Below are 23,667 nucleotides of genomic sequence, written 5' to 3'. Positions count from 1 at the left end.
TAAATTAATTATTTTTTATTATCATTAAAATTTGCTTGGTTAATTCTTGCATTGCTATATCCATAGCCTTTATTATTTCATCATTTGAGCTAGATTTTATGGGTGCGCTTTGGCTTAGTAGGATTGCTTTTTCATTTAGCCATAAAGTGGCTGTGATGGTGGCATTTTGGCTAGTAGCGTAAAACTCTAAAATTTTAACTAAAAGCGAGTTTTGGGCGAAATTTTGATTAAGATTTATATCGCAATCACTGCTTAAAGCTTTAATAAGCGTGTTTTCAAGCATTTGAGCTGGGCTTGTGGTAAATCTAGCGTCATCTAGGCTAAAAAGCTCTAAGGACTTGGATTTTATTAATATATCGTTTGTTTGTAGGTTTTGGCTTGCGGTAACTGGGCGGAGTTTTAGGCTGATTTTTTGGCTTGTTTTGGGTGAAATTTTAAAATTTTCATCAAAATTAGCGCAATTTTTAGGCATAAAATCAAGCCCTAGCTCGTAATATTTGATTTCATTTACATTTTTGGCAAGGCAAGCGTTAAATAAAATCGCCATAAAAGCAAAGCTAAAAATTAAAAATAATTTTTTCATTTTTTATCCTTTTTTGGGCTGTTAAAGAAAAAGCCATAAGGATCACGCTCAAGCCTTATTAAGGCTTGGCTGATTTGTTTTAGCGTAGCTCTTAGCTGGGCGTTTGTAAGGGCTAGATCATCGCTAGTATCCATTAAAATGGCTTTATAATTAAACTCTCCACGCTCTAAGCGGGCATTGAGCGTATTTGCTAGCGCATTAAAGGTGTGCGCGCTTTTTTGAATATCTGTGCTTAGGGCGTTTAGGTTATTTATGGTTTGGTTTAGTTCTAGGTTTTTTAGATTTGCGCTAAAATCTTTTGCGTTAATTAAAATTTCGCTTAAATTATCGGCGTTTTGCTTGCTAGCGATTTGATTTAAAAAGCCCCAAAGCCCGCTAGTATTACCATCGCCTAAAATTTCATTTATATGAGTTAGGGTTAAATCAAGCTTTTGGCTAATTGATAAAACATTGCTTTCAATTTGCGCAAGCCCTGCTTGTTTGATTTGGATTATGCGCTTTTTTTGGCTAAATGCAAGGCCATCGCCGCGGCTAATATTTATAAATGAAACTCCGCTAATGCCTGCTGTTTCTACTTGTGCTAGGCTATTAGCACTAATTGGCAAGCCTTTTTGCATTAATATGGCAATTTCTACTTTTGCGCTACTTGCATCCAAAAAATACACATCTTTTATAATCCCAGCATTTACGCCCACAAAATACACCGCACCACCTTTTTTAATTCCGCGTGGTAATTCATCGGTTTGAATGAAATATTCATCTGCGTAATCATTTTTGTAGCCATTCATAAACAAAATAAAAATAAGCGCGCCAAAAGAAAAAATTACAAAAATCAAGCCAGCAATAAAATAAGAGTTTTTGTTTTCCATAAAATTTGCCTTTAATTTTTACGCATTGAAAATAAATCGCCAAGGGGATTGTTTTCAAGCTGTTTTGCTCCGTTTAAATCGCCCTCATAAGCGATTTTATGCCCGTTTAAAATCAAAAATCTATCTAAGATATTAAAAATACTATCAATATCGTGCGTAACCATCACCACACTAAGCCCTAAACTATCTCTAAGCTCGCAAATAAGGCTATCAAGAGCGCGCGAACTAAGCGGATCAAGGCCTGAGTTTGGCTCGTCTAAAAATAGCACCTTTGGGCTAAGCACAAGTGCGCGCGCTAATGCTACGCGTTTTTTCATACCGCCACTAAGTTGTGATGGATAAAGAGTGGCACTTGTTTTATCAAGTCCTACTTTAAGTAGCCAAAGCTTTGCTATTTCGTCAATTTCGGCATTTTTGAGCTGACTGTATTCTCTAAGCATTATGCCGATATTTTCAAGCACGGTCATAGAGCTAAAAAGCGCGCCAAATTGAAACATCACACCCATTTGTAATTTAATGGCTTGGCGTTTATTTTGCGGTGTTTGCCATAGATTGATGCCATTAAAATAAATATCGCCAGTGGTTGGTTCGTTTAGATAAATCATCGTTTTAAGCAAGGTTGTCTTACCAGAGCCAGAGCCTCCCAAAAGCCCGTAAATTTCGCCATCATTTATGCTAAAACTTACCTTATCTTGCATTAGGCGCGAACCATAAGCGGTGCTGATATTTGTGGCTTTTATCATTACTATCCTAAAATTTTAAATATTTAATTGGGTAAAAATTACGCTAAATCCAGCATCTAGGGCGATTATCCAAAATATCGCATTTACTACGCTTTTTGTAGTTAGCGTGCCTACACTTTGCGTGCTTCCATCAACCTCAAAACCCCTAAAACAGCCTATTATCCCTATAACAGCCCCAAAAATAGGCGCTTTTACAAGCCCAATCCAAAAATGCCTAAGCTCTACATTTTCTCTAAATCTTTGTAAATAATCACTAAAAGATAAATCCATATACCACGCACACACTACCATCTGCCCGAAAATACTAACAATATCGGCAAAAAATATCACAAAAGGCAAGGCTAGCATAAGCGCAAAAATGCGTGGCAACACCACAAAACGAAAAATTTCAAAACCCATTGTTTGCATTGCGGGTAGTTCTTCTGTGATTTTCATAACGCCAATTTGGGCTGTAAAGCTTGAAGCACTGCGCCCAGCAACCACGATAGCCGCAATTAACGGGGCGATTTCGCGCAAGGTGATAATGCCCATTATATCGACAACAAAAATACTAGCCCCAAAACCACTAAGCATACTAGCACCTTGATAGGCTAAAACTATGCCTATTAAAAATGAGGTCAAGCACACAATAAAAATGGCTCTAACTCCGGCACTTGCGATAAAATTGCTTAGCTCTTTTAAGCGTAAATTAGATGGAGCCAAAAACATAAATAAAGAAAATAAAAATTGTCCTAAAAAGTTACAAATTCTAATAAATTGCTCTTGTAAATCAAAAAGATTTTTGCCGGTTTTTTCTATTAAATTTCGTTCTTTATGTAAGGGTAAGGCAAAGCTGGAATTTTTTACAAAATCAAAAATGCGCACTATTTTGTCGTTTTGGCCGGTAATCTTAGCCTTAGTAAAATAAGCATTAATCAAACAAGCCATAGCATAATCAATGCGCACAAGCTCGCTTATATCGATGTTTGTGATATTTTCTTTGGCAAGATTATGGAGCTTGGCAAGTTCGTTTTTATTGATTTTATAATCTAATTCGCCTTGTAAAAAAAGCGTGCTATTTTCTAGTTTAAAGCCCATTATTTTTACTTTTGGATTAAAATTTGCTCTATAAAATTTTAAATATTTAAAATTTTAATGGCAGAATAAAGCTTACATTATAGCTTAATAAGTTTAAAATTTTTATTTAAAATTTGCTTAAATAAGATTTTGCCAAATTAGTTTGTTTTTTAGTGCGTTGTTTGTGTATTTTAGCCAGGTGAGTTTTAGGATATAAAGTGTGGGATTAAGGCTTATGGCATAAGGATAGCGCACGAAATACGCGCGCGCACAAAGCTTTTGACTGTTTTGATTTAGGCTTGATAGGGCAAAAAAATCAGCCCTTGCTTGAATGCCTTGAATGTATCCTATAATCTTAGTATCAAGTGCGATATTTAGGCAAATTTTAGGATTTTGTAAGGCGATTTGAATATGGGCGCTGCGTGGCGAGCTAGCAATTATTAAAGCGTTTAAATCCTCACAATATGCATAAAAGCAAGAGTTTGTGTGAGTGATGATGTTTTGAGCTGGATTTGGCGTGCAAAGCCCCGCATTTTTAAAGGCTAATTCATCTAAATTCAAAAGCTTCGCATCACAAGAAACACAAAGGCTTAAAATGTGGCGTTTTTTAAGAAATTTTATGATTTGCTCATCGGGGCGATTTTGCATTGTTAAAGTTCGCTAAGCACTTTATTTGCGTGGCCTGCTGGCTTTACGCTTTTGTAAATTTTAATTATTTTGCCATTTTCGTCTATAATAAAAGTTGTGCGCGCCACGCCTAAGTATTCTTTGCCGTAATTTTTTCGCACCTGCCACACTCCATAGGCCTTGCAAATTTCATGGCTTTCATCGCTTAATAAAATGTGCTTTAAGTTTTGTTTGTTTATAAAGCTTTCGTGGCTTTTTACGCTATCTGGGCTAATGCCGATAATTACGGCGTTTTTGCTGGCAAAATCATCATAATTTTGGCTAAATTCGCAAGCTTGCGTGCTACATCCTGGCGTGTTGTCTTTTGGATAAAAATAAAGCACTATTTTTTTGCCGGCAAAATCTTTAAGCGCGATATTTACGCCATCTTGATTTAGCGCGCTAAACTCTGGTGCAATATCACCGCTTTTTAGTGTTACTTTTCGTAACAAATCTTCTTGGGTAAAGCTCATTTTTTATCCTTTGTTTATAAATTTTAAAATTTTAATTTAGGAATTTTCTTTTTTTAATTTATCTAAGAACTCTTCTATATTGTATTTTGCGCGGTAGTTTTGGCTCATTAGATGAATGATTATATCGCCTAAATCAATCACACTCCATTCATCGCTACATTCACTGCCTAAAAACTGCTCTCCAAGGGGTTTTAGGCGCGTTGCTAGCTCATCGATTAGGCTTGCGGCGTGCTTGGCGTGTAAAGTGGTGGCGATGATTACAAACTTAGCGATATAATCGCGCCCGCTCATATCGATAGCTTGGGCATCTTCTGCTTTTTTGTCTTCTAAAATTTTAATTATTTTATTGATTCTATCTTGCATTTTTAACCTTTGTGTATAAAATTTTTTAATCTCTTCGCGTAATAAAGGCGGTATTTTACTAAAATCTTTTTGATTTCTTATAAAAGTTGATGAAATTTTTTCATTTATTTTTAGGGTTTTGTATTGCGGATTTATGATTATATCATCTCTTAAAGCCACCACAAACTCGCAAAGTTCGCATAAGTGATTATAATCGTGCCATTTTGTTAGATTTGCTAGATTATCAGCGCCGATGATTAGATAAATTTTATCTGGCTTGTATAAATTTTTAAAATATCTAACGCTTTGTATGCTAGCTACTGGGCGGTTTTGGGCTATTTCATAATCGCTAATTTTAATTTTTTCTAGCTTGCCAAAAAGCATTTGGCACCATTTTAGGCGCAGTTTTGCGCTAGCAAAAACGCTAGTTTTAAAAGGATTTAAAAAAGCTGGTGTGATTATTAAAAGATCGATATTAAGCGTGGCTAGGGCGTTTTTTGCGATGGTTAGGTGAGCTGTGTGTGGCGGATCAAAACTCCCGCCAAAAATTGCGATATTCAATGTTTTTTAATCCTATTTTTAGTAAAATCCGCGCCATTATACCCAAAAACAAGGATAAATCATGGCTATAAAAATTGCAATAAACGGCTTTGGGCGAATAGGGCGCTGTGCTAGTAGAATCGTGCTAAATGACCCAAATTACGAACTTTGTATTATAAATGATACTGGCGAGCGCAAAATGACGCGCTATTTGCTTAAATATGATTCAGTTCATGGCGAGTTTAATCAAGAAGTAGATATTATAGATGATGATTATATCAGCATTGGCGGTAAAAAGATCCGCGTTTATAGCACGCGCGAGATTAGTGATATGGATTTAAGCGGGATTGATGTAGTGCTTGAATGCACGGGCAAATTTTTAACCACGCAAAAATGCGAGGCCTACTTAAAACAAGGCGCAAAAAAGGTAATAATGAGCGCACCAGCAAAAGACGATACGCCTACATTTGTGCTTGGCGTAAATCATCAAAAATATAATGGCGAAGCGATTATTTCTAATGCGAGTTGTACCACAAACTGCCTAGGGCCAGTAGCGCGCGTGCTTGATGATCATTTTGGCATACAAAAAGGGCTGATGACTACAATTCATGCTTATACAAATGGACAAAGCTTAGTTGATGTTAAATGCCGTGATTTAAGAAGAAGTCGCGCAGCCGCGCAAAACATTATCCCCACAAGCACAGGCGCGGCAAAAGCGATGAAGCTTGTAATGCCAAACTTAGATGGTAAATTACACGGCCAAAGCGTGCGCGTGCCAGTAGCAAATGTATCTATGGTGGATTTAACGGCGGTTTTAAATAAAAGCACAAGCAAAGATGAATTAACCCAAGTTTTTATAAACGCGGCAAATACAAGCTTAAAAGGCATTATGCTTGTGGATTTTGATGAGCGTGTAAGCTCTGATTTTTACACCTGCGCTTATTCTAGCATTGTAGCAGCGGATTTGTTACAAGTAATTTGTGGGGATATGGTAAAGATTATGGCGTGGTATGATAATGAATGGGGATATTCGGCTAGATTAGTTGAGATGGCAGGATTTATAAACTCTTAATTTTCGTAATTTTGCGCTTTTGCTAAGCCAAGTAAAAGCGCAATTAAAATTTTAAAATACTTGAAATTTTAAAATACTTTTAATGTAATAGATTTAGCTAAAAGGATAAAACTAATGAGTGAAATAATCTCCCTTAAAGATTTAGAATTTAAACAAGGTAGCAAGGTTTTAGTGCGTTGTGATTTTAATACGCCTATGGATGAGTTTTGTAATATCACAGATGATAGGCGCATCGCAAGCGCAATTCCTACGATAAAATATTTATTAGATCAAGGATGTGGGATTATTTTATGCACGCATCTTGGCAGGCCAAAAGGCTGGGATGATAAATTAAGCCTAGCGCCCATCGCAAAGCGAATGACACGCTTGCTTGAAAAGCACGAATGTGGCGATGTGGAGCTATGCGCTGATGTGATAGGTGCTGATGCTAAAAGGCGCGCAAGCGAGCTAAAAGCGGGCGAGATTATAATGCTTGAAAATATCCGTTTTGAAAAAGGCGAAACAAAAGATGATGAAAACTTAGCAAAAGAGCTTGCTAGTTTGGCGGATTTTTTTGTAAATGATGCTTTTGGCGTGTGCCACAGGGCGCACGCTAGCGTTCATGCTATTACGAAATTTTTTGATGAAGAGCATAGGGCGGCTGGGTTTTTGCTGATTAAAGAGATTGAATTTGGTCAAAATTTAATCCGCCGTCCTAGCAGGCCTTTTGTAGCTGTAACTGGTGGCTCAAAGGTTAGCGGCAAGCTCCAAGCCCTTACTAATCTTTTGCCACGCATTGATAAATTAATAATTGGTGGCGGTATGGCTTTTACTTTTTTAAAGGCCTTGGGCGAAGATATTGGTAATTCTTTGCTTGAAGAAGAGCTAATTGAAGAAGCAGCAAATATTTTAATAAAAGGCAAGGAATTAGGCGTAAAAATTTATTTGCCAGTTGATGTGGTAGCAGCGCAAACTTACAGCGCTGATAGTGCTGTAAAATATGTGCCAGTTCAAGAAATACCATCTGGATGGATGGGGCTTGATATTGGCCCTGCGAGTGTGAAATTATTTAAAGAAGCAATTGCTGATGCGCAAACGATTTGGTGGAATGGGCCTATGGGCGTTTTTGAAATGGATAAGTTTAGTAAAGGTAGCATAAAAATGAGCCATGCTATTGCTGAGAGTTTTGCAACTACCGTTGTAGGTGGTGGCGATACAGCCGATGTGGTTGAGCGCGCTGGCGATAGCGATGAGATGACCTTTGTAAGCACTGGCGGTGGCGCAAGTTTAGAGCTAATTGAAGGCAAAGAACTCCCAGGCGTGCGCGTGCTGTTAAAGAAGGAATTTTAATGCCTGAAAAATTAAGATATGCAAATGGCGGATTTATGAAAAAAAATCAAAAAATTTTGCAAACAAGGGGTTTGCAAGATGAATTTAAATGATTTGCTTAAAAAATTGATTAAGGAAAAGTATAACGAGCTTGCCAAATTCAAAGAAAATGGAATTTTTGAGAAAATTAACGAATTTTAAGGCAATGCTGTTGGGCAAATTGGCAAAAATTTGCCATCTCAAAACGCGCAAATTTTAAGCTTACTTTACAAGATTTAGAGCCGATTGAAAATTTTGAAAATAGATTAAAAGAAGTGTTTAAAATTTAAGAATAAAGGATTTTAATGATAATTGCTGGGAATTTAAAATGTAATCACACAAGGGCGAGTTTTCAAAACTACGCGATGGCGTTAAATGATGGATTAAGAGATATTTGCCATAATTTTACTCTTTTGGATAATATTCAAAATTTTAATTCAAACAAGGCAAATTTTAATTCAATAATTGTTTTTCCGCCAAGTGTTGCTTTTGTAGAGGCTAGTGCTTGTAAGTATTTTAGCCAGGGCGCACAAAATTTCTATCCTTGCGATAGTGGTTCTTTTACTGGTGAAGTAGGCGCAAATATGCTTGATGAGTTTGGCGTAAATGTTGTTTTGATTGGCCATAGCGAAAGGCGCGGGCTTGGTGAAAATGACGAGCTGATCAAGGCAAAGTTTAATTTTGCTAAGCAAAAAGGCTATAAGATTATTTTTTGCGTTGGCGAGGACGATATAACTTATATGAATGCGAGTGCTAAGGAATTTTTAAGCGATGAGCTTAGCGGGATTGATTTAAATTATGAAAAGCTTATAATCGCCTATGAGCCGATATTTGCCATAGGCACAGGCGTTAGTGCTAAAACCCAATACATAGCTGAAATTTTAGAATATTTGCGAAGTTTAAGCAATGCGCCCTTGCTTTATGGCGGGAGCGTAAATTGCCAAAATATAAATGAAATTTCATCTTTAAAGCATTGTGATGGCGTGCTTGTTGGCTCAGCTAGCTGGGATGTGCAAAATTTCATAAACCTAATAAACATAGCAACAAAGGATCAAAAATGATAATGCAAGGCAAAAAGGGCTTAATTGTAGGCGTGGCAAATAAAATGAGCATAGCTTATGGCATTGCCGCAGCGTGTAAAAATCAAGGCGCAGATATGGCATTTACTTTTTTAAATGATGCGATTAAAAAGCGCGTAGAGCCAATCGCAAATGAGCTTGGCAGCGATAAAATTTATGAATTAGATGTAAATAATGATGAGCATTTAAACGCGCTAGCACCACAAATTGAGCGTGATTTTGGAAAGATTGATTTTGTGCTTCATGCTGTGGCTTTTGCTCCAAAACAAGCCTTAGAAAATGATTTTATAAATACCACAAAAGATGCTTTTAATGTGGCTATGGAAACTAGCGTGTATTCGCTAGTATCGCTTACGCGCGCGGTGCTGCCAACGCTTAGTAAGGATGCGAGCATTCTTACTCTTTCATATCTTGGCGGGGCAAAATATGTGCCTCATTATAATGTAATGGGCGTTGCAAAAGCAGCACTTGAAAGCTGTGTTAGGTATTTAGCAAGGGATCTTGGCGCAAGCGGTGTGCGCGTAAATGCCATTAGCGCTGGCCCTATTAAAACACTAGCAGCTAGTGGGATTGGGGATTTTAAGATGATTTTGCGCTATAATGAAATAAATGCTCCGCTAAAACGCAATATGAGCATTGAAGATATCGGCAAAAGCGGGGCGTATTTGCTAAGCGATTTGGCTAGTGGGGTTACGGGTGAGATTCATTATGTAGATGGCGGATATAATATTTTAGGTATGGCTGATGTTGGCCTTGATGATGATGGCAAAACAGCGTTATTATGGGATTTGCAAAAGTAAATTTTAAAATTTGGCTAGCAAGGTTTATCTAGTGTTTGGCTGGCAAATAAATTTTAAGAAAAGCTAAGATTAAGTTTTACTTAGCTATCATTCGCGCCTTATTTGGCGACATAGCCAAGTGGCTAAGGCATGGGATTGCAAATCCTTGATCCCCAGTTCGAATCTGGGTGTCGCCTCCAAGTCGGGAGATGGCTGAGTGGTCGAAAGCGGCGGTCTTGAAAACCGTTGAGGTGAGAGCCTCCGGGGGTTCGAATCCCTCTCTCCCGGCCACTACTTACTCACACATAATCTGCTAGGATTTTTATGGATTTTTTATTCACGGGTTACCGCGATCCTATTTTTGGATTAATTATTTTAATAACTGCTGTTTTGTTGATTATCGTTTTAAGCTATTTTTGGGGTATTTTGCTTAGTAAAAATAAGCAAAAAATCATTGATAAATTTTTACAAAAATTTGAGCGCGAGAGCGATGATACTAGCGCGATTTTTAATGCTCTTAGCACGCTAAAAAGCCATGATTTAATAAAAGTAGGCGACGCGCTAGCTAAAAATGGCGACTGGGATAATGCTGTTTTGATGTATTTACAGGCTTTAAAAAAAGAAGCGAATTTAAGAGAAAATTTGCTTAAAAAATTAGGCTTAGCTTATATTAAAACCGGGTTTTTTGAGCGCGCAAAAGATGCTTATATGCAGCTTTTAGCCACTTCGCCAAGAGATGAACAGGCCTTAAAGGATTTGATTTTTATTCAAGAAAAATTAAGGGATTTTAAGGCTTGCTTTGAGTGTTGTGATGTGCTTTATGCCCAAGGTATCGATGTAAGCGAGCTTAGAGCGTATTTGCAAGGCTTACAAATCACATATGAAAGCATAAGCCTTGCCCAAAAAATCGAGCTTTTAAGCCAGATAAAACCTCGCACGCCTTTTATTAAACGCTTGATTTTAGAGCTCAAAATTACTGGATTTTTGGGCGTTAATGAAGAAGATTTGCCACCACTTGAAATTTGTATTGATTTGCTTGATGAAAAAATGCTTTTTTTAATTCAAAATGATGAAAGCCAAAATGCCTTTTTAATCGAGCTTTTAAAGCTTGCCAAGGGGCAAAATATTAGCGCAAAACTGGCTTTTGATTATGAATGTAAAAATTGCGCTTTAAGCTATCCTGTGTTTTTTAACCGCTGTCCAAACTGCATGCAAGCAAACAGCGTGATGATAAAAGCTAAAATAATTCAAGGCAAAAAAGCTAATGAATAAATTAAAAAAAGTGGAATTATTTTGCGATGGTAGCTGTTTAAAAAACCCGGGCGATGGTGGCTGGGCGTATATTTTACGCTATAACGGCAGGCAAAAAATCGCTAGCGGAGCTAAGGCAAATACTACAAACAACCAAATGGAGCTTCAAGCAGGCATTAACGGGCTAAAAGCCTTGCGCGAGCCTTGTGCTGTGGTGCTTTACACCGATAGCTCTTATGTGGTAAAGGGCATAAATGAATGGCTAGAAGTTTGGCTTAAAAACGGCTTTAAAACAGCTAGCAAGCAAAAGGTAAAAAATGCTGATCTTTGGCTTGAATTATTAGAGCAATTAAAGCGCCACGAGGTAAAAGCCATTTGGATTAAAGGGCACGCCGGCCACGAAGAAAACGAGCTTTGCGATAAATTAGCAAAAGAAGCAGCCACTAGCTTGGCTTGTAAAATTTCTTAATTTTTTATGTTATTTAAAATTTTATTTTTAAAATTTGCTTGAAATTTTAAATTATTTTGGTAAAAACTTAGCCTTTTTGCTTTAAAATTTTAAAATTTATTTTTAAAATTCACTGCTTAAATTTTTTAAAATTTGCTTTTATTTTAATGCTGATTTTATTTGTAATAAGGCTAAATTGCGCGTTGATTTGGCGCGCTTTTTAGCTCAAAGCAAAATGCTATCAAGCACCATTTTTGGCGTTATTTGCTCCATGCAATTGTGGTGTTTTAGTGGGCAAGTTCTTCGCATACAAGGCTGGCAGGGTAGATTTAATTTAATGATTTTTGCGCGCTCGTTGCCAAAGGGGGCGGTTTCGTCTGCTTTTGTGGGGCCAAAAATCGCTATCATCGGCACTTTAAAAGCGGCTGCTATATGCATAGGCCCGCTGTCGTTTGTGATGAACAAATCAAGTGCTGCGATATTTTCGCACAGCTCTTTAATGCTTGTTTTGCCACATAAATTTGTAAATTTTATTTTATTTTCATTTAAAATTTGCGCGATTTGCTCTGCTATTTGTGTTTCGTTTTTCGCGCCAAAGATGAATATATCATAATCTTTTGCTAGTTCTAGCGCGACTTTGGCAAAATTATGCGCTCCCCAGCGTTTAGCATCGCCATAACTTGCGCCAGGATTTAGGCCAAGGCGTTTTTTTTGGCCTTTATTTAGCGGGGTAAAATGTAGTTTTGGGGCGTTGTTTAGTGGCTTTAAGTTTAGGGCGGAATTGAGAAATTTTAAATATTTTAGCACCTGGTGAGTGGCGTTTATCGTTGGTTTAAAAATCGCCTTTTTGTCCGCTTTTATCGCATTTAGCAAGACTTTGCTGGCAAGGTGAGATCTAAAACTAAGTGCCACATCAAAATGGCCTAAATTTTTAGCGATTTTTCTAAGATATAAAAGGCGGTAAAATGGCTTAAATAATGAAATTTTAGGCGTTTGTTCTTTGCTTTTATCGATTAAAATTTGCTCGCAATTTGGGCTAGATTTAAACAACTCGCAGCTTACAAAACTGCCAAAAAATACGATTTTTAAAGCTGATGAGTTAAAATTTTGAACTAAGTTTTCTATGCTAGCACTTGCCATCACGCTATCGCCTAGCCACGATGGTAATTCAATAAACACACGCATTTATCGCCTTTAAAGTAAGTTTTGCGTTTTTTGCGATACTAAAATTTTGTGCTATTTTTGCATTTTGGCTTTGTGTGCTTTTTAAAAGTGCTTGATTGTTTAGTAATTTATCTATCAAAATAGCGCATTTTTCATCATTTGGGGCATTTAGCACAAAGTTTTGATCTAAAATTTCGCTTGCGCCGTTTTGTGCTGTTGTGATGACGGCATTTTCATAGCTCATAGCCTCTAAAATCACATTAGAAAATGGTTCATAATGCGTTGGTAGCACAAATAAATCGCTAGCTTCGTAAAAAGTATTCACATCTTTTCTTTGTCCTGTGAAAATTGCATTTACTTTTAGCTTTTTGGCTAAATTTTTGTATTTTTGGCTGTTTTTATCTTTGCCTACGATTATTGCGATATGTTCGCTTTTTAGCTTGCTTAGAGCTAATAAAAACTCAGCTAAACCTTTGCGCTTAAAGCCTGAGCCTACAAATAAAATCACATTTTTATCAAAGGTTATGTGAAATTCTTTTTCTAAGCTAAGTTTTGCGTGAGTTTTATTTATGTTTTGGGGTAAATTTATGCCATTATAAATAGTGATAATTTTACTCTCATCAATGCCATAAAACTCGGTTATTTCGCGTTTTATCATATTTGAGTTAGTAATTATTAGCTTTGCAAAATTAAAGCAATGTTTTTCAAGGTAAGGATAAACAAAATTTAGTGGATTTAAAAACCAAAATGGCTTTAAAGTGCGGTATTTTCTATGCACGCCATCACCTGCTCTATAAATCTCAGCGCAAGTAACGCGCTCTAAGCTAAAATAAAGCTCATCACTGGCTTTTGTTTTTTTGGCAAAAGCATTAAATAACAATGCTTTAAGCCATGATGGATAAATAAAATTTGGTAAAAATTTTGCCTTTTTAAATGAACGGATTGTTGAGTTGATCCCAGCGCTTTCAAGCTCGTTTTTTAGGCGCAAAAGGTAATTTTGAGCGCCACCTATGGCATTTGGATTTAGCCTTAAAAATACTATGTTTTTTTTGATGTCTGCCACAAGTTGCCTTAATTTTTGCTTATTGTATCATAAATGCCTAGTTTTAGCACCTTTTAATTAAAATTTGCCTAAAATTCGCGCTTTTAAATTATAAAATTTTAGGTTTGTGATGAAAATTTTGCTTATTAGAAATGATAATATTGGCGATTTGATTTGTACCACGCCAGCAATCCAAGCCCTAGCCAAAAAATATGGCGCAGAAAATATTGATATAGTGGTAAATAGTTATAATTTTTGCGCTATTAGAAATAATCCTTTTGTTAATGAAATTTTTTCTTACACAAAGCCAAAACATAAAAAAAATCTACTTGCTAAATTAAAAGCTGGATTTTCAAAACTTAGAGTGCTTTTTTTAATTTTCATTCGCAAATACGATGTCGCCGTGATTTTGCGCTCGTCTTATTCGCCTTGGGCTGAGATTTTTGCAAAAACTGCTAGGGCAAAGCAAATAATTGGCGTAGCCCCAAATAATCAAAAAAGCTCCATCACGCACCCTATTATCATCGCACCATTTACGCATGAGGTTATGGCTTGCTTTTTGTGTTTAGAGCCTCTTGGCATTACTTACAATGATGAAAGCACGCTATATTCGCCATTAAACCCAAATCAAAAGTATCAAAATTTTGTGTTTTTTCACATTAGTTCAAGAGTGCGTGAAAATCAAATTGATAAAGATAAAATTCTATCCATCATAGAGCTTTTAAAAGCAAATTTTAAAGATATTGTAATAACGGCTCAAGATCAGCATTTAAGCGAGCAAATCGCAACACTTAGCAAGGTTGAGCATTTAAATACTAAAAGCCTAGATGAACTGGCTAATTATTTGTGTTTAGCAAAATTAGTAATCACGCTTGATGGCGGGATAACGCATCTTGCGCCTGCGCTTAAAGTGCCGATAATTGCGTTATTTGGGCGCACTAATTTAGCTTGTTGGCGACCTTGGGGAAAGTGTTGTATAGCCTTACAAGATGAAAGCAAATTAGCACAAAATATCAGCCTAGAATCCATACAAAACGCGCTAGAAAAGGCAAAAAATGAGTTTTGTAAATAAAAAAAATTTTTCTCAAATTTTATATATTTTAAGCTTTTTTTTGCTTAGCGTTTTTGTGTTTTTAGAACATATTGATTGGTTGCGCGGGCTTAAAAATGCTAGCCTTTATTTAGCTTTATTTTTGGCTTTGTTTTATGCTTTTTTAAATTTTAAAATTTCGCTAAATAATATTTTTGAAAATTACAAAACAGCCAAAGTTGGCTTGATGTTTGCAAGTGCCTTTATAGCGTGCGTTTTTGTGGTTTCAAGTTTTGCTTATGATGAAAATTATCCCTCGCTTTTTAGAGCGTTTAGGCATTTTGGCAGGGCAATTGCGTTTTTGCTTGTGATTTTATTGCTTTTTAATGGGGATAAAAGAGTGATTTTATGGCTATTTTATAGCTTTTTATGCGCTTTTGTTATTGGCGGGGGCGATGATTTTTATTCTTTAATTAGCTCTTTTGAAAATTTAAGCGCAAATAACTACTTACAAGCTGTTTTGGTGAGTCGTTCTTATGCGGATTTTGTGGATAGATTTTTGCCTTTTGGGCTTTGTGCTTTATTATTGCTTAAAAGCGCGCGTTTAAGGGTGTTTGTGGCGATTGTTGGCGTGATTTTGCCTTTATTTTTAGATCTTTTTACTGGTTCGCGCGGCTCGTGGCTAGCTTGTGCGTTTAGTTTGATAATTTTTCTTAGTTTAACGCAAAATGCGCAAATAAAGGCATTTATAAAAGCTCATTTAAAGCTTTTTGTTGTTTGTTTGCTGTGCTTTTTTGTGGCTTTTGGCGCGCTTGTTTGGCATTCGACTGTTTTAAAATTTAAGCTCACACAAGGCTTTGATAGCTCTGGGCGCACGCTTATTATAAAAGAGCGATTTAATGCAATTTTGGCCACTAATGGCTTGGTTTTTGGCTTAGGATATGGCAAAGAACAATACGATAGCGCGCTAATAAATGCCGATAAATTGGGGCTAAAAACTGCTAAAAAATATGGCACGATAGATAATGGGCGTCAAAATTACTGGAATGATGAGCCGTTTTTTTTGGGTTATTTGTATTATTATGGCGTCTTTGGTGCGCTTTGTATTTTTGGGCTTTTTGTTTGCGTGCTAATGCTTAGTTTTAAGGGCTTTTACCGCACGAAAAATCCACTGCTTTTAGCGGTGTTTTTGTCGGTTTTGGCGTATTTTGGCGTGCGCGGATTGTTTGAGTGTTATAATTTGCGGGTGCTTTATTTGTTTTATTTATTAGGATTTTTGATTATGATTTTAAGGGCAAAAGATGAAAAATGTGCTAATTGTTAGCCACGGAGCAGCACTTGGTGGGAGCCCAATTTCTGCGTTAAATATAGCAAGGTTTATTGATAAAACGCGTTTTAGGCCTGTTTTTTTATTTGGCGAAGATGAGCAAGTAGCACAAATGGCTAAAAATGAAGGATTTAGCGTGTATATCGCAAAAAAAAGCGGATTTTTAGGGCTTGGACTTAGCCTTAAAACGCTTAAAATCATAAAATATGAAAAAATCGATATAGTTCATTTAAATACGCTTACTTCATACTATAAATATCCAGCCTTTGCTGCAAAAATCGCCAAAAAGCCTATATTTTGGTTTGTGCGTGAAGATCCTACTAAAAAGCGCTGCTTGCGATTAATGCGCTATTTAAATGCCCTTGCTACAAAAATAATTACCGTCTCATACGATAGCGCAAAAAATATGAGTTTAGTTAATCCAAATAAACTAAAAACTATACGAAATGGCATAGATTTAAGCGCGTATAATGCTAATTTAGATCCTAAGCAATGCTTAAAAGAGCTAGGGCTTGATGAGAATGAATATATCAGCACCATAGCAAGCCTAGAAGAGCGCAAGGGGATTTTAGAGCTAATCCAAGCTTATGCTAAAATCGCGCCAAAATATCAAAACACGCGCCTTTTAATAGTGGGCCAAGATAGAAGCAAAAAGCAAGAATATCTAGCCAAAATGCAAGATTTAATACAAAATTTAGCCCTAAATGAGCGCGTAATAATCTATGGCGAATCCAAAAAAATTAAGCAAATAATGCGTATAAGCACGCTTTTTGTGCTGTATTCGGCTTGGGAGGGTTTATCTAGGGTTTTGCTTGAAGCGATGGCTTGTGCTAAGGCTATTGTGGCATCAAATGCTGGTGGCAATGCTGAACAAGTAAAAGATGGATATAATGGATTTTGCGTGAAATTTGGCGATATAAATGGCCTTGCTAGCGCGCTAGATAAGGCTTTAAGCGATAAAGCAAGAATTAGGCAGTTTCAAATAAACTCGCGTTTGTTATGTGAGAGTGAGTTTGATATAAAACGCACCACGCAAGAAATTCAAAATTTATACGAAAGCGCGCTAAAAAATAATGCGTAAATTTTAATTTGAGCTTTGCTGGCGTTTAAAAATGTAGTATTTTTGGGCGTTGATTAAAATTTCATCACTAAGGACAAAGTCATTTTTTTCAAAGATTATTTTGGACGCAAGATTGTTGATTTTGATATAAGCAAGCAAGGATTTTGTGGCGTTTTGCTCGCAAATGTTTTTTAGCAAATAATAACCTAGCTTTTTAGTGCGAAAATGCTCTAAAATATTTATGCTAACAAGCCATAAATTATCTTCTTGTCTATCTATTCGCGCACAGCCAGCAAAGATTGTATCAACTTCTAAAACATAAAAAATCGTATCTTTTGAGCTGATTTTATCCTTAAACCAACGCTCATGCTCATCGTATTTGATTTTTGAGGTATTGATTGAGTTTGCTCTTACTATATCATCATTTGCTAGCATAAAAACATCTTTTATATCATTTATGTTAGCAAGGCGAATGTTTAGGTTCATTGTTTTTCTTTAAAATTTTAAAATTTCGCTAGAAATTTTAGCGAAATTTTAAAAGTAAGGTTTTAAATTTTAATAGCAAAATTTTAAAGAATATATTTTGCTAAATCTTGATTTTGGGCTATGCTTTCAAGCTTGCTTTCTACTAATTGGGCGGTGATTTGGACGCTTTTAAAGCTGTATTCATCGCTAGCAAAACTAATATCTTCAAGCACTCTTTCTAAAATTGTATGCAAACGCCTAGCGCCGATATCTTCGATTTTTTCGTTTGCGTTATGCGTGATTTGGGCGATTTTACGCAAGGCATCTTCGCTAAAATCTAGCTCTATGTTTTCTGTTTTTAATAAGGCTTTGTATTGTGCGATTAGCGAATTTTTAGGCTTGGTTAAAATTTCATAAAGGGTGTTTTCATCTAGGCTATCGAGATTTACGCGAAGTGGGAAACGGCCTTGAAGCTCGGGGATTAAATCACTTGGCTTGCTAATATGAAAAGCCCCGGCTGCAATAAATAAAATATGATCGGTTTTAAGCGCGCCAAGGCTAGTGCTAACCGTGCAGCCCTCAACAATAGGCAGTAAATCGCGCTGAACGCCTTCTTTGCTAGGGTCTTGTCTGCTTGAATTTGAGTTTGAAACAGCGATTTTATCAATTTCATCGATAAAAATTATGCCCTCATCTTGTGCGCGTTTTAAAGCCTGGCTTTTTAGGCTCTCCATATCTAAAATTTTATCGCTAGCTTCGTTTTTAAGCGCATCTTTGGCGTCTTTTACTTTAAGCTCTTTTTTTACTTTTTTGCTGCCTATGCCTATTACTTTAATAAAACTTTCTTGCATTTGGCTCATTTCAGGCGGTAGGTTGTTATTAGCCTCAAAGGTGGATTGATCTATTTCAAGCGTTACGCTAAGCTCGTCAAGCTCGCCATTTTGGAGTCTTTGGCGCATTTTGGCATAACTTTGCTCATAATCGTTTATTTTTTCATCGCTTGCGCCTTTTGGTAATGGTGGCAAGAGCTTTTCAAGGATTTTTTTCTCTATGTAGTCGTTGATTTTATCGGCGTTTTTTTCGCGTTCTTCTTGTTTTAGCAAGTTTAGGCTAGCTGTGGCTAAATCGCGCACCATACTTTCTACATCGCGCCCGACAAAGCCCACTTCTGTATATTTGCTAGCTTCTACTTTAACAAAAGGCAAGCCAAACATCTTAGAAAGACGGCGCGCTATTTCTGTTTTGCCCACGCCTGTTGAGCCTATCATTAAGATGTTTTTTGGGATTATGTCATCTTGCATATCGCGGCTTAGTTGCATTCTGCGCCATCTATTGCGTAAGGCTACGGCTATTACGCGTTTTGCCTCGTTTTGGCCTATTACATAATCATCTAAAAATTTTACTATTTGTTTAGGTTGTTTATTCATTTTTCATCCCATAAAGCAAAGGTTTTAATATTATTATTTGTGTAAATACAAATATCGCCAGCGATATTTAGGGCTTGTTTTACTAGCTCTTCTTCGTTGATATTTAGCTTATCATAATGAGCGTGTAATGCTCTTGCAGCACTTAGGGCGTAGTTGCCGCCACTACCTATGGCTGCTATTACGCCATCTTGGGGTTCTACTACATCGCCGGTGCCAGTTAGTATAAAAATATGCTCTCTATTAAGCACTAACATCATAGCTTCAAGCTTGCGCAAATATTTATCCTTGCGCCATTCTTTGCTAAAATCCACGGCCGCACGCATCAAATCGCCCTTGCTACTTTCTAAAATTCTCTCAAACATATCAAATAAATTAAACGCATCAGCCGTGCTGCCAGCAAATCCAGCTAGTATCTTGCCGTCATTAAGCTTGCGAATTTTAGTAGCATTGCCTTTTAAAATCGTTGCGCCAAAACTTACTTGCCCATCACCGCCAATAACTGAGCCATTTTTGCCTTTATAAGCTAAAATTGTGGTTGCGTGAAACATTATTCGCCTTTAATTTCTAGCTTGAATTTTGCATTTATGCCGTGTTTTAATTTTGCGGTTATTTCATAAATTCCTGGCGTTTTTATATGCTCGAACTCAAGGCATTTTTTATCAAGTTCTAAGCCTTTTTGAGTTTTTAGGGCGTTTGAAATTTCATCTTTTGTGATTGAGCCAAAAAGCGCGCCATTTGCGCCTATTTTAACTATTAGATTGATTTGGATTTTTTCTAGTTCGCTTGCGAATTTTTGTGTTTGGCTTAGTTCATAAGCTTGTAATTCTGCCATTTTAACTTTATTTGCTTCAAATTGTTTAAGCACCGCATTTGTCGCTATTTGAGCAAAACCTTTGGCTATTAAAAAGTTATTGGCGTATCCATCTTTTACATCTTTTACTTCCCCAGCCTTACCTAAGCCTTTTACATCTTTAATTAGTAAAACCTTCATAATGCCTCCTTAAAATAAAGCCAAAATTGTAGCCATTTAGTCTTAATATTAACAAAAAAAATATAAAATGCGCGCTTAAATTTTAATCTAACAAGGGGAGAAAATGCCTTTTAGGAATGTTTTACAAGCCATTGATGATATAAAAAACGGCAAAATGGTAGTAATGATAGACGATGAAAATAGAGAAAATGAAGGCGATATAGTGTGCGCGGCGGCTTTTTGTGATAGTCAAAAGGTAAATTTTATGATAACTCACGCAAAAGGCGTGCTTTGCGCTCCACTTACTTCGCGTTTGGCTAAAAAATTTGAGCTTGAACCAATGGTTAGGGCAAATACCAGCCAGCACGAAACCGCCTTTACAATTAGCATTGACGCAAAAAACGCAAAAACTGGCGTAAGCGCTGATGAAAGAAATATGACAATTAAAATGCTAGTAAATCCAGCCACAAAAGCTAGCGATTTTGTGCGACCTGGACATATTTTTCCTTTAATTGCAAAAAGTGGCGGAGTTTTAGAGCGCACAGGGCATACAGAAGGTAGCGTGGATTTATGCCATTTAGCAGGGCTTGCGCCTGTGGCTGTGATTTGTGAGATAGTTAAAGATGATGGCTCAATGGCAAGAAAGCCTGATTTAGAAATATTTTGTAAAGAACACGGCTTAAATATGATAAGCGTTCGCGAAATTATCGAATACCGCCTTCACCATGAAAGCCTAATTACATTAAATAAGCCCAAAAAATCATCACTTGCTGGCTTTAAAGCCCTTAGTTATGAAATAAGCGATCACACAAATGCCAAGCATTATGCCTTTGTTTTTGGTGGGCTTAGCCAAAATAAAAGTGTAAATGTAAAATTTCACCGCATTGGCGATGATTTGAGCTTATTAAAGAGTGTAAAATTTAAAGAACTTATGGAGGATTTAAAAATTTTAAATGACGAGGGCGGCGTGGCTGTGTTTTTGTCGCCACAAGCTGATGAAAGCACTAAAAGTTATGGCATAGGCGCGCAAATTTTATTAGCATTTAAGCTAAAAAATATCACCTTATTAAGCAAAAATAAAAATAGAGAATTTGCCGCACTTTCAGGCTTTGGCTTGAATATAACGGCGTTTAAATAAGGCGTTTTAAGTTTTGGATAATTTTGCCTTGCTAGATTAAAATTTGTTATAATTGCAAATGCTTTTTGGAAAAATAGATTATTTAAACTTACTACCTTTTCACATTTTCTTAAAATCTATGAGCGCGCAAAGTGCCTTTAAAATGGCTAGCGCGCGCAAAACTGGCACACCAAGCAAGCTTTGTGCTGATTTAAAGGCAAGGCGGGTCGATGCTGCTGTCATTTCAAGCATACAAGCGCGAAAATACCGCACTTTAAATATGGGAATTTGCGCTAAAAATGAAGTAATTTCTGTATTAGTTCGCAAAAATAGCCCTCACAAACTTGACCCTGCTAGCCATAGTTCAAATATGCTTGCGCGTATTTTAGGGCTTGATGGAGAGGTTATTATAGGCGATAAAGCCTTGCAGGCTTATTTAAAAGAGGGTAAGGATAATTTTTATGATATGGCAGAGCTTTGGCATAAAAAAACTAATTTGTCCTTTGTTTTTGGGCATTTTGCTTATGTTAAAAATAAAAGTACTTATGAAAAGATTATTAAACAATTCTTAAAAACAAAAATAAAAATACCAAGATACATTTTAAACTCTTATGCAAAAAGCAGAAATATCCCTGCTGATGATATTTTATGGTATTTACAATACTTACATTATAATATAGGGTTAAAAGAAAAAAAATCCCTAAATCTCTTTATTTCTCGCGCTAGGGCTTTAAAATTTAAGCCATAAAATTAGAAAATTTTAAAATTTTAGAAAAAAATCAAGATTTTAGACCAAATTTTAAAGCCACTAATATAAATTTTTAGCTTTTTTCCTCTTTTTGATTAAAGCATAAGGTTTTTATATTTTTATTTTTACGCCAGCTCAAGAGTATGGCAGGGCGATTTATGCGTTAAATGATATGCTCAAAGCTATTTTTTAAAATTTTAAAGAGTTAAAAATACTTTTGCCTAAATTTTATATATTAAGCTAAACTTAAACAAAAATTCTTTACAATCACTTCGCAATTTTACCTTAAAGGATACAAAATGGACGGACAATCTTATGTAAGTTCTACACTTGAACGCATCAAACAAATTAGCCCCGGGCAAACCGTATTTTTACAAGCTGCAACAGAGATCTTAAACTCATTACAGCCCTTGCTAGATAAAGAGAGCAAATACCACAAACATCGCATTTTAGACCGCATTGTTATGCCTGAGCGCACGACAATGTTTCGCGTAACTTATATAAATGATAAGGGCGAGGCGTGTCCGCATTTTGGCTATCGCGTGCAATTTAGCTCAGCCATTGGCCCATATAAAGGCGGTTTGCGCTTTCATCCTAGTGTGAATTTAGATGTTATAAAATTTCTTGGTTTTGAGCAAATTTTTAAAAATTCCCTAACTGGTCTTAGTATGGGCGGAGCAAAAGGTGGCGCAAATTTTGACCCAAAAGGCAAGAGCGATAGTGAAATTATGCGCTTTTGTCAAGCATTTATGTTAGAACTTCAAACCGTAATTGGCGATGTAATAGATGTGCCAGCTGGCGATATAGGCGTAGGCGGACGCGAAATTGGCTATTTATTTGGACAATACAAAAAAATAACCCGCCGTTTTGATGGCGCATTAACTGGCAAAGGGCTAAATTGGGGCGGTTCGCTAGTTCGCACAGAAGCCACAGGATATGGATTAATTTATTTTGCTATGGAAATGCTAGCTAAAAATAATGCCAGCTTAGAGGGCAAAACTTGCGTGATCTCAGGCGCTGGCAATGTGGCAATTTATGCTTGCGAAAAACTCTACCAAATAGGCGCAAAACCTGTAACAGTGAGTGATTCTACGGGTTATATTTATGATAAAGATGGCATTGATGTAGAGCTTTTAAAAAGGTTAAAAGAGGTTGAGCGCGTTGGCTTACAAAACTACACCAAAGAGCGCGTAAATGCGAAATTTACGCCAGTTAGCGCATATCCAGCTGGTAGAAATGGCGTTTGGGATGTGCCTTGTGATGCGGCTTTTCCTTGCGCTACGCAAAATGAACTAAACCTTGAAGATATTAAGGTGCTTTATAATAATGGTTGTCGCTTGCTCGCAGAGGGTGCGAATATGCCTAGCACGCTTGATGCGATGAAATTTATGAGCGAAAAAAGCGATTTTCTTTATGGGCCAGCAAAAGCTGCAAATGCTGGCGGCGTGGCCACTAGCGGCTTAGAGATGAGCCAAAATGCTGGTATGCTTAAATGGAGCTTTGAAAAGGTTGATCAAGAGCTTCAAAACATTATGAAACATATTTTTGACATTAGCTATGAAACATCTGTGGAGTTTGGCAAGCCGGGCGATTTGGTGCTTGGTGGCAATATCGCAGGATTTAGAAAAGTAGCCGATGCGATGATTGATCAAGGTTATTAAAATTTACGCCCTTAAATTTTAATTTTAAGGGCTTTTGCTTAAAATTTGGCACGATGGTTGTGAAATTTTAAGCAAAAAAGCTTAGATTTAATATCAAATTTTAATTCACCTAAAATATAGAAAATTTTAAAATTTATTTTGAAATTTTTACTTTTTTAAAATTTGCTTTTAATTTTTTTTACTTTTTGAGCTTAAAATTTATTGTTGTGGATTTAGCCCTGCGTGGGGCTAAAATGGCTAAATTTAGCGATGGATTTAAAATTGCTTTTAAAATTTGCTTAATTTTTCAAGTAATTTTTAAATTTTAAAAAAAATTACTTTTTTAAAATTTGCTTTTAAAATTTATTTTGAAATTTTTACTTTTTTAAAATTTGCTTTTAATTTTTTTTAACTTACTGAGTTTTAAAA

At 36.3% G+C, this 23,667-nt stretch carries 25 protein-coding genes and 2 tRNA genes; 14 read left to right on the top strand and 13 right to left on the bottom strand.

Annotated elements, in window-relative coordinates:
* Positions 1-4: 4 nt before the first annotated feature.
* The 7 genes from CINF_RS07955 to nadD all read right to left on the bottom strand — a co-directional run bounded on the left by CINF_RS07955 (position 5) and on the right by nadD (position 5,293).
* Positions 5-583, bottom strand: coding sequence for an ABC-type transport auxiliary lipoprotein family protein (locus tag CINF_RS07955; RefSeq protein ID WP_178697109.1), 579 nt, complete (start codon positions 581-583; stop codon positions 5-7).
* On the bottom strand, positions 580-1,452 hold the full coding sequence (locus CINF_RS07950) for an MlaD family protein (protein ID WP_179975155.1): 873 nt from the start codon (positions 1,450-1,452) through the stop codon (positions 580-582). The genes CINF_RS07955 and CINF_RS07950 overlap by 4 nt, the downstream gene beginning before the upstream one ends.
* Before the next feature lie 11 nt (positions 1,453-1,463).
* Positions 1,464-2,195 carry an ABC transporter ATP-binding protein gene (locus CINF_RS07945; protein ID WP_178697111.1) on the bottom strand — a complete coding sequence of 244 codons (732 nt, stop codon included), beginning with the start codon at positions 2,193-2,195 and terminating at the stop codon, positions 1,464-1,466.
* A gap of 15 nt (positions 2,196-2,210) precedes the next feature.
* Positions 2,211-3,272: an MlaE family ABC transporter permease gene (locus CINF_RS07940; protein ID WP_179975154.1), complete on the bottom strand. Its 1,062-nt coding sequence runs from the start codon at positions 3,270-3,272 to the stop codon at positions 2,211-2,213.
* 117 nt (positions 3,273-3,389) lie between these two features.
* Positions 3,390-3,899: a hypothetical protein gene (locus CINF_RS07935; RefSeq protein WP_179975153.1), complete on the bottom strand. Its 510-nt coding sequence runs from the start codon at positions 3,897-3,899 to the stop codon at positions 3,390-3,392.
* A gap of 2 nt (positions 3,900-3,901) precedes the next feature.
* On the bottom strand, positions 3,902-4,390 hold the full coding sequence (gene bcp / locus CINF_RS07930) for a thioredoxin-dependent thiol peroxidase (protein WP_179975152.1): 489 nt from the start codon (positions 4,388-4,390) through the stop codon (positions 3,902-3,904).
* Between the two features lie 36 nt (positions 4,391-4,426).
* Complete coding sequence (gene nadD / locus CINF_RS07925) at positions 4,427-5,293, bottom strand: nicotinate (nicotinamide) nucleotide adenylyltransferase (RefSeq protein ID WP_179975151.1); 867 nt, start codon at positions 5,291-5,293, stop codon at positions 4,427-4,429.
* 61 nt (positions 5,294-5,354) lie between these two features.
* Here nadD and gap point away from each other — a divergent pair, with 61 nt between their 5' ends.
* The 8 genes from gap (at position 5,355) to rnhA (ending at position 11,269) form a co-directional block, all read left to right on the top strand.
* Positions 5,355-6,344 (top strand): type I glyceraldehyde-3-phosphate dehydrogenase, encoded by a 990-nt coding sequence (gap, locus tag CINF_RS07920; RefSeq protein ID WP_179975150.1) that lies wholly within the window; start codon positions 5,355-5,357, stop codon positions 6,342-6,344.
* A 114-nt stretch (positions 6,345-6,458) separates the two neighbouring features.
* Positions 6,459-7,673: a phosphoglycerate kinase gene (locus CINF_RS07915; protein WP_179975149.1), complete on the top strand. Its 1,215-nt coding sequence runs from the start codon at positions 6,459-6,461 to the stop codon at positions 7,671-7,673.
* Between the two features lie 323 nt (positions 7,674-7,996).
* Positions 7,997-8,752, top strand: a complete 756-nt coding sequence (locus tag CINF_RS07910; RefSeq protein WP_179975148.1) for a triose-phosphate isomerase — start codon at positions 7,997-7,999, stop codon at positions 8,750-8,752.
* A complete protein-coding gene (gene fabI, locus CINF_RS07905; protein WP_179975147.1) occupies positions 8,749-9,570 on the top strand; it encodes an enoyl-ACP reductase FabI in 822 nt (273 codons plus the stop codon). Before CINF_RS07910 ends, fabI begins: the two co-directional genes overlap by 4 nt.
* Before the next feature lie 104 nt (positions 9,571-9,674).
* Positions 9,675-9,749: transfer RNA gene (locus CINF_RS07900), tRNA-Cys, on the top strand.
* 3 nt (positions 9,750-9,752) lie between these two features.
* Positions 9,753-9,840, top strand: a tRNA-Ser gene (locus CINF_RS07895).
* A 33-nt stretch (positions 9,841-9,873) separates the two neighbouring features.
* Positions 9,874-10,821 carry a hypothetical protein gene (locus CINF_RS07890; RefSeq protein ID WP_179975146.1) on the top strand — a complete coding sequence of 316 codons (948 nt, stop codon included), beginning with the start codon at positions 9,874-9,876 and terminating at the stop codon, positions 10,819-10,821.
* Positions 10,814-11,269 (top strand): ribonuclease HI, encoded by a 456-nt coding sequence (gene rnhA / locus CINF_RS07885; RefSeq protein ID WP_179975145.1) that lies wholly within the window; start codon positions 10,814-10,816, stop codon positions 11,267-11,269. The genes CINF_RS07890 and rnhA overlap by 8 nt, the downstream gene beginning before the upstream one ends.
* Positions 11,270-11,473: 204 nt before the next feature.
* Here the strand turns inward: rnhA and waaF are convergent, their stop codons facing one another.
* Positions 11,474-12,433: a lipopolysaccharide heptosyltransferase II gene (gene waaF / locus CINF_RS07880; protein ID WP_179975144.1), complete on the bottom strand. Its 960-nt coding sequence runs from the start codon at positions 12,431-12,433 to the stop codon at positions 11,474-11,476.
* Complete coding sequence (locus tag CINF_RS07875; RefSeq protein ID WP_240156114.1) at positions 12,417-13,475, bottom strand: glycosyltransferase family 4 protein; 1,059 nt, start codon at positions 13,473-13,475, stop codon at positions 12,417-12,419. The genes waaF and CINF_RS07875 overlap by 17 nt, the downstream gene beginning before the upstream one ends.
* A gap of 109 nt (positions 13,476-13,584) precedes the next feature.
* On the opposite strand from CINF_RS07875, the gene CINF_RS07870 reads away from it, so the two are divergent.
* The 3 genes from CINF_RS07870 to CINF_RS07860 are packed head-to-tail and all read left to right on the top strand — an operon-like array spanning position 13,585 to position 16,892.
* Entirely contained in the window at positions 13,585-14,526 is a 942-nt protein-coding gene (locus CINF_RS07870) for a glycosyltransferase family 9 protein (RefSeq protein WP_179975143.1), read from the top strand.
* Entirely contained in the window at positions 14,510-15,808 is a 1,299-nt protein-coding gene (locus tag CINF_RS07865) for an O-antigen ligase family protein (protein WP_179975142.1), read from the top strand. The genes CINF_RS07870 and CINF_RS07865 overlap by 17 nt, the downstream gene beginning before the upstream one ends.
* Positions 15,786-16,892 carry a glycosyltransferase family 4 protein gene (locus CINF_RS07860; protein WP_179975141.1) on the top strand — a complete coding sequence of 369 codons (1,107 nt, stop codon included), beginning with the start codon at positions 15,786-15,788 and terminating at the stop codon, positions 16,890-16,892. The genes CINF_RS07865 and CINF_RS07860 overlap by 23 nt, the downstream gene beginning before the upstream one ends.
* 3 nt (positions 16,893-16,895) lie before the next feature.
* Here the strand turns inward: CINF_RS07860 and CINF_RS07855 are convergent, their stop codons facing one another.
* The 4 genes from CINF_RS07855 to rplI form a co-directional block, all read right to left on the bottom strand.
* Positions 16,896-17,357, bottom strand: a complete 462-nt coding sequence (locus tag CINF_RS07855; RefSeq protein ID WP_179975140.1) for a GNAT family N-acetyltransferase — start codon at positions 17,355-17,357, stop codon at positions 16,896-16,898.
* Positions 17,358-17,440: 83 nt separating this feature from the next.
* Entirely contained in the window at positions 17,441-18,763 is a 1,323-nt protein-coding gene (gene hslU, locus CINF_RS07850) for an HslU--HslV peptidase ATPase subunit (RefSeq protein WP_178697127.1), read from the bottom strand.
* Entirely contained in the window at positions 18,760-19,311 is a 552-nt protein-coding gene (gene hslV, locus CINF_RS07845) for an ATP-dependent protease subunit HslV (RefSeq protein ID WP_178697128.1), read from the bottom strand. The genes hslU and hslV overlap by 4 nt, the downstream gene beginning before the upstream one ends.
* The gene (rplI, locus tag CINF_RS07840; protein ID WP_178697129.1) at positions 19,311-19,754 is read right to left on the bottom strand and encodes a 50S ribosomal protein L9; all 444 of its coding nucleotides are present in this window, start codon (positions 19,752-19,754) and stop codon (positions 19,311-19,313) included. Before rplI ends, hslV begins: the two co-directional genes overlap by 1 nt.
* Before the next feature lie 103 nt (positions 19,755-19,857).
* Here rplI and CINF_RS07835 point away from each other — a divergent pair, with 103 nt between their 5' ends.
* The 3 genes from CINF_RS07835 to gdhA all read left to right on the top strand — a co-directional run bounded on the left by CINF_RS07835 (position 19,858) and on the right by gdhA (position 23,259).
* Positions 19,858-20,871, top strand: a complete 1,014-nt coding sequence (locus CINF_RS07835) for a bifunctional 3,4-dihydroxy-2-butanone 4-phosphate synthase/GTP cyclohydrolase II (protein ID WP_179975139.1) — start codon at positions 19,858-19,860, stop codon at positions 20,869-20,871.
* A 58-nt stretch (positions 20,872-20,929) separates the two neighbouring features.
* Positions 20,930-21,598, top strand: a complete 669-nt coding sequence (locus CINF_RS07830; RefSeq protein ID WP_179975138.1) for an MqnA/MqnD/SBP family protein — start codon at positions 20,930-20,932, stop codon at positions 21,596-21,598.
* A gap of 299 nt (positions 21,599-21,897) precedes the next feature.
* Positions 21,898-23,259: an NADP-specific glutamate dehydrogenase gene (gene gdhA / locus CINF_RS07825; RefSeq protein ID WP_178697132.1), complete on the top strand. Its 1,362-nt coding sequence runs from the start codon at positions 21,898-21,900 to the stop codon at positions 23,257-23,259.
* Positions 23,260-23,667 lie beyond the last annotated feature (408 nt).

The sequence above is a fragment of the Candidatus Campylobacter infans genome (assembly GCF_013416015.1).
Classification (GTDB): Bacteria; Campylobacterota; Campylobacteria; order Campylobacterales; family Campylobacteraceae; genus Campylobacter; species Campylobacter infans.
This window is presented reverse-complemented; position numbering and strand designations above follow the sequence as displayed.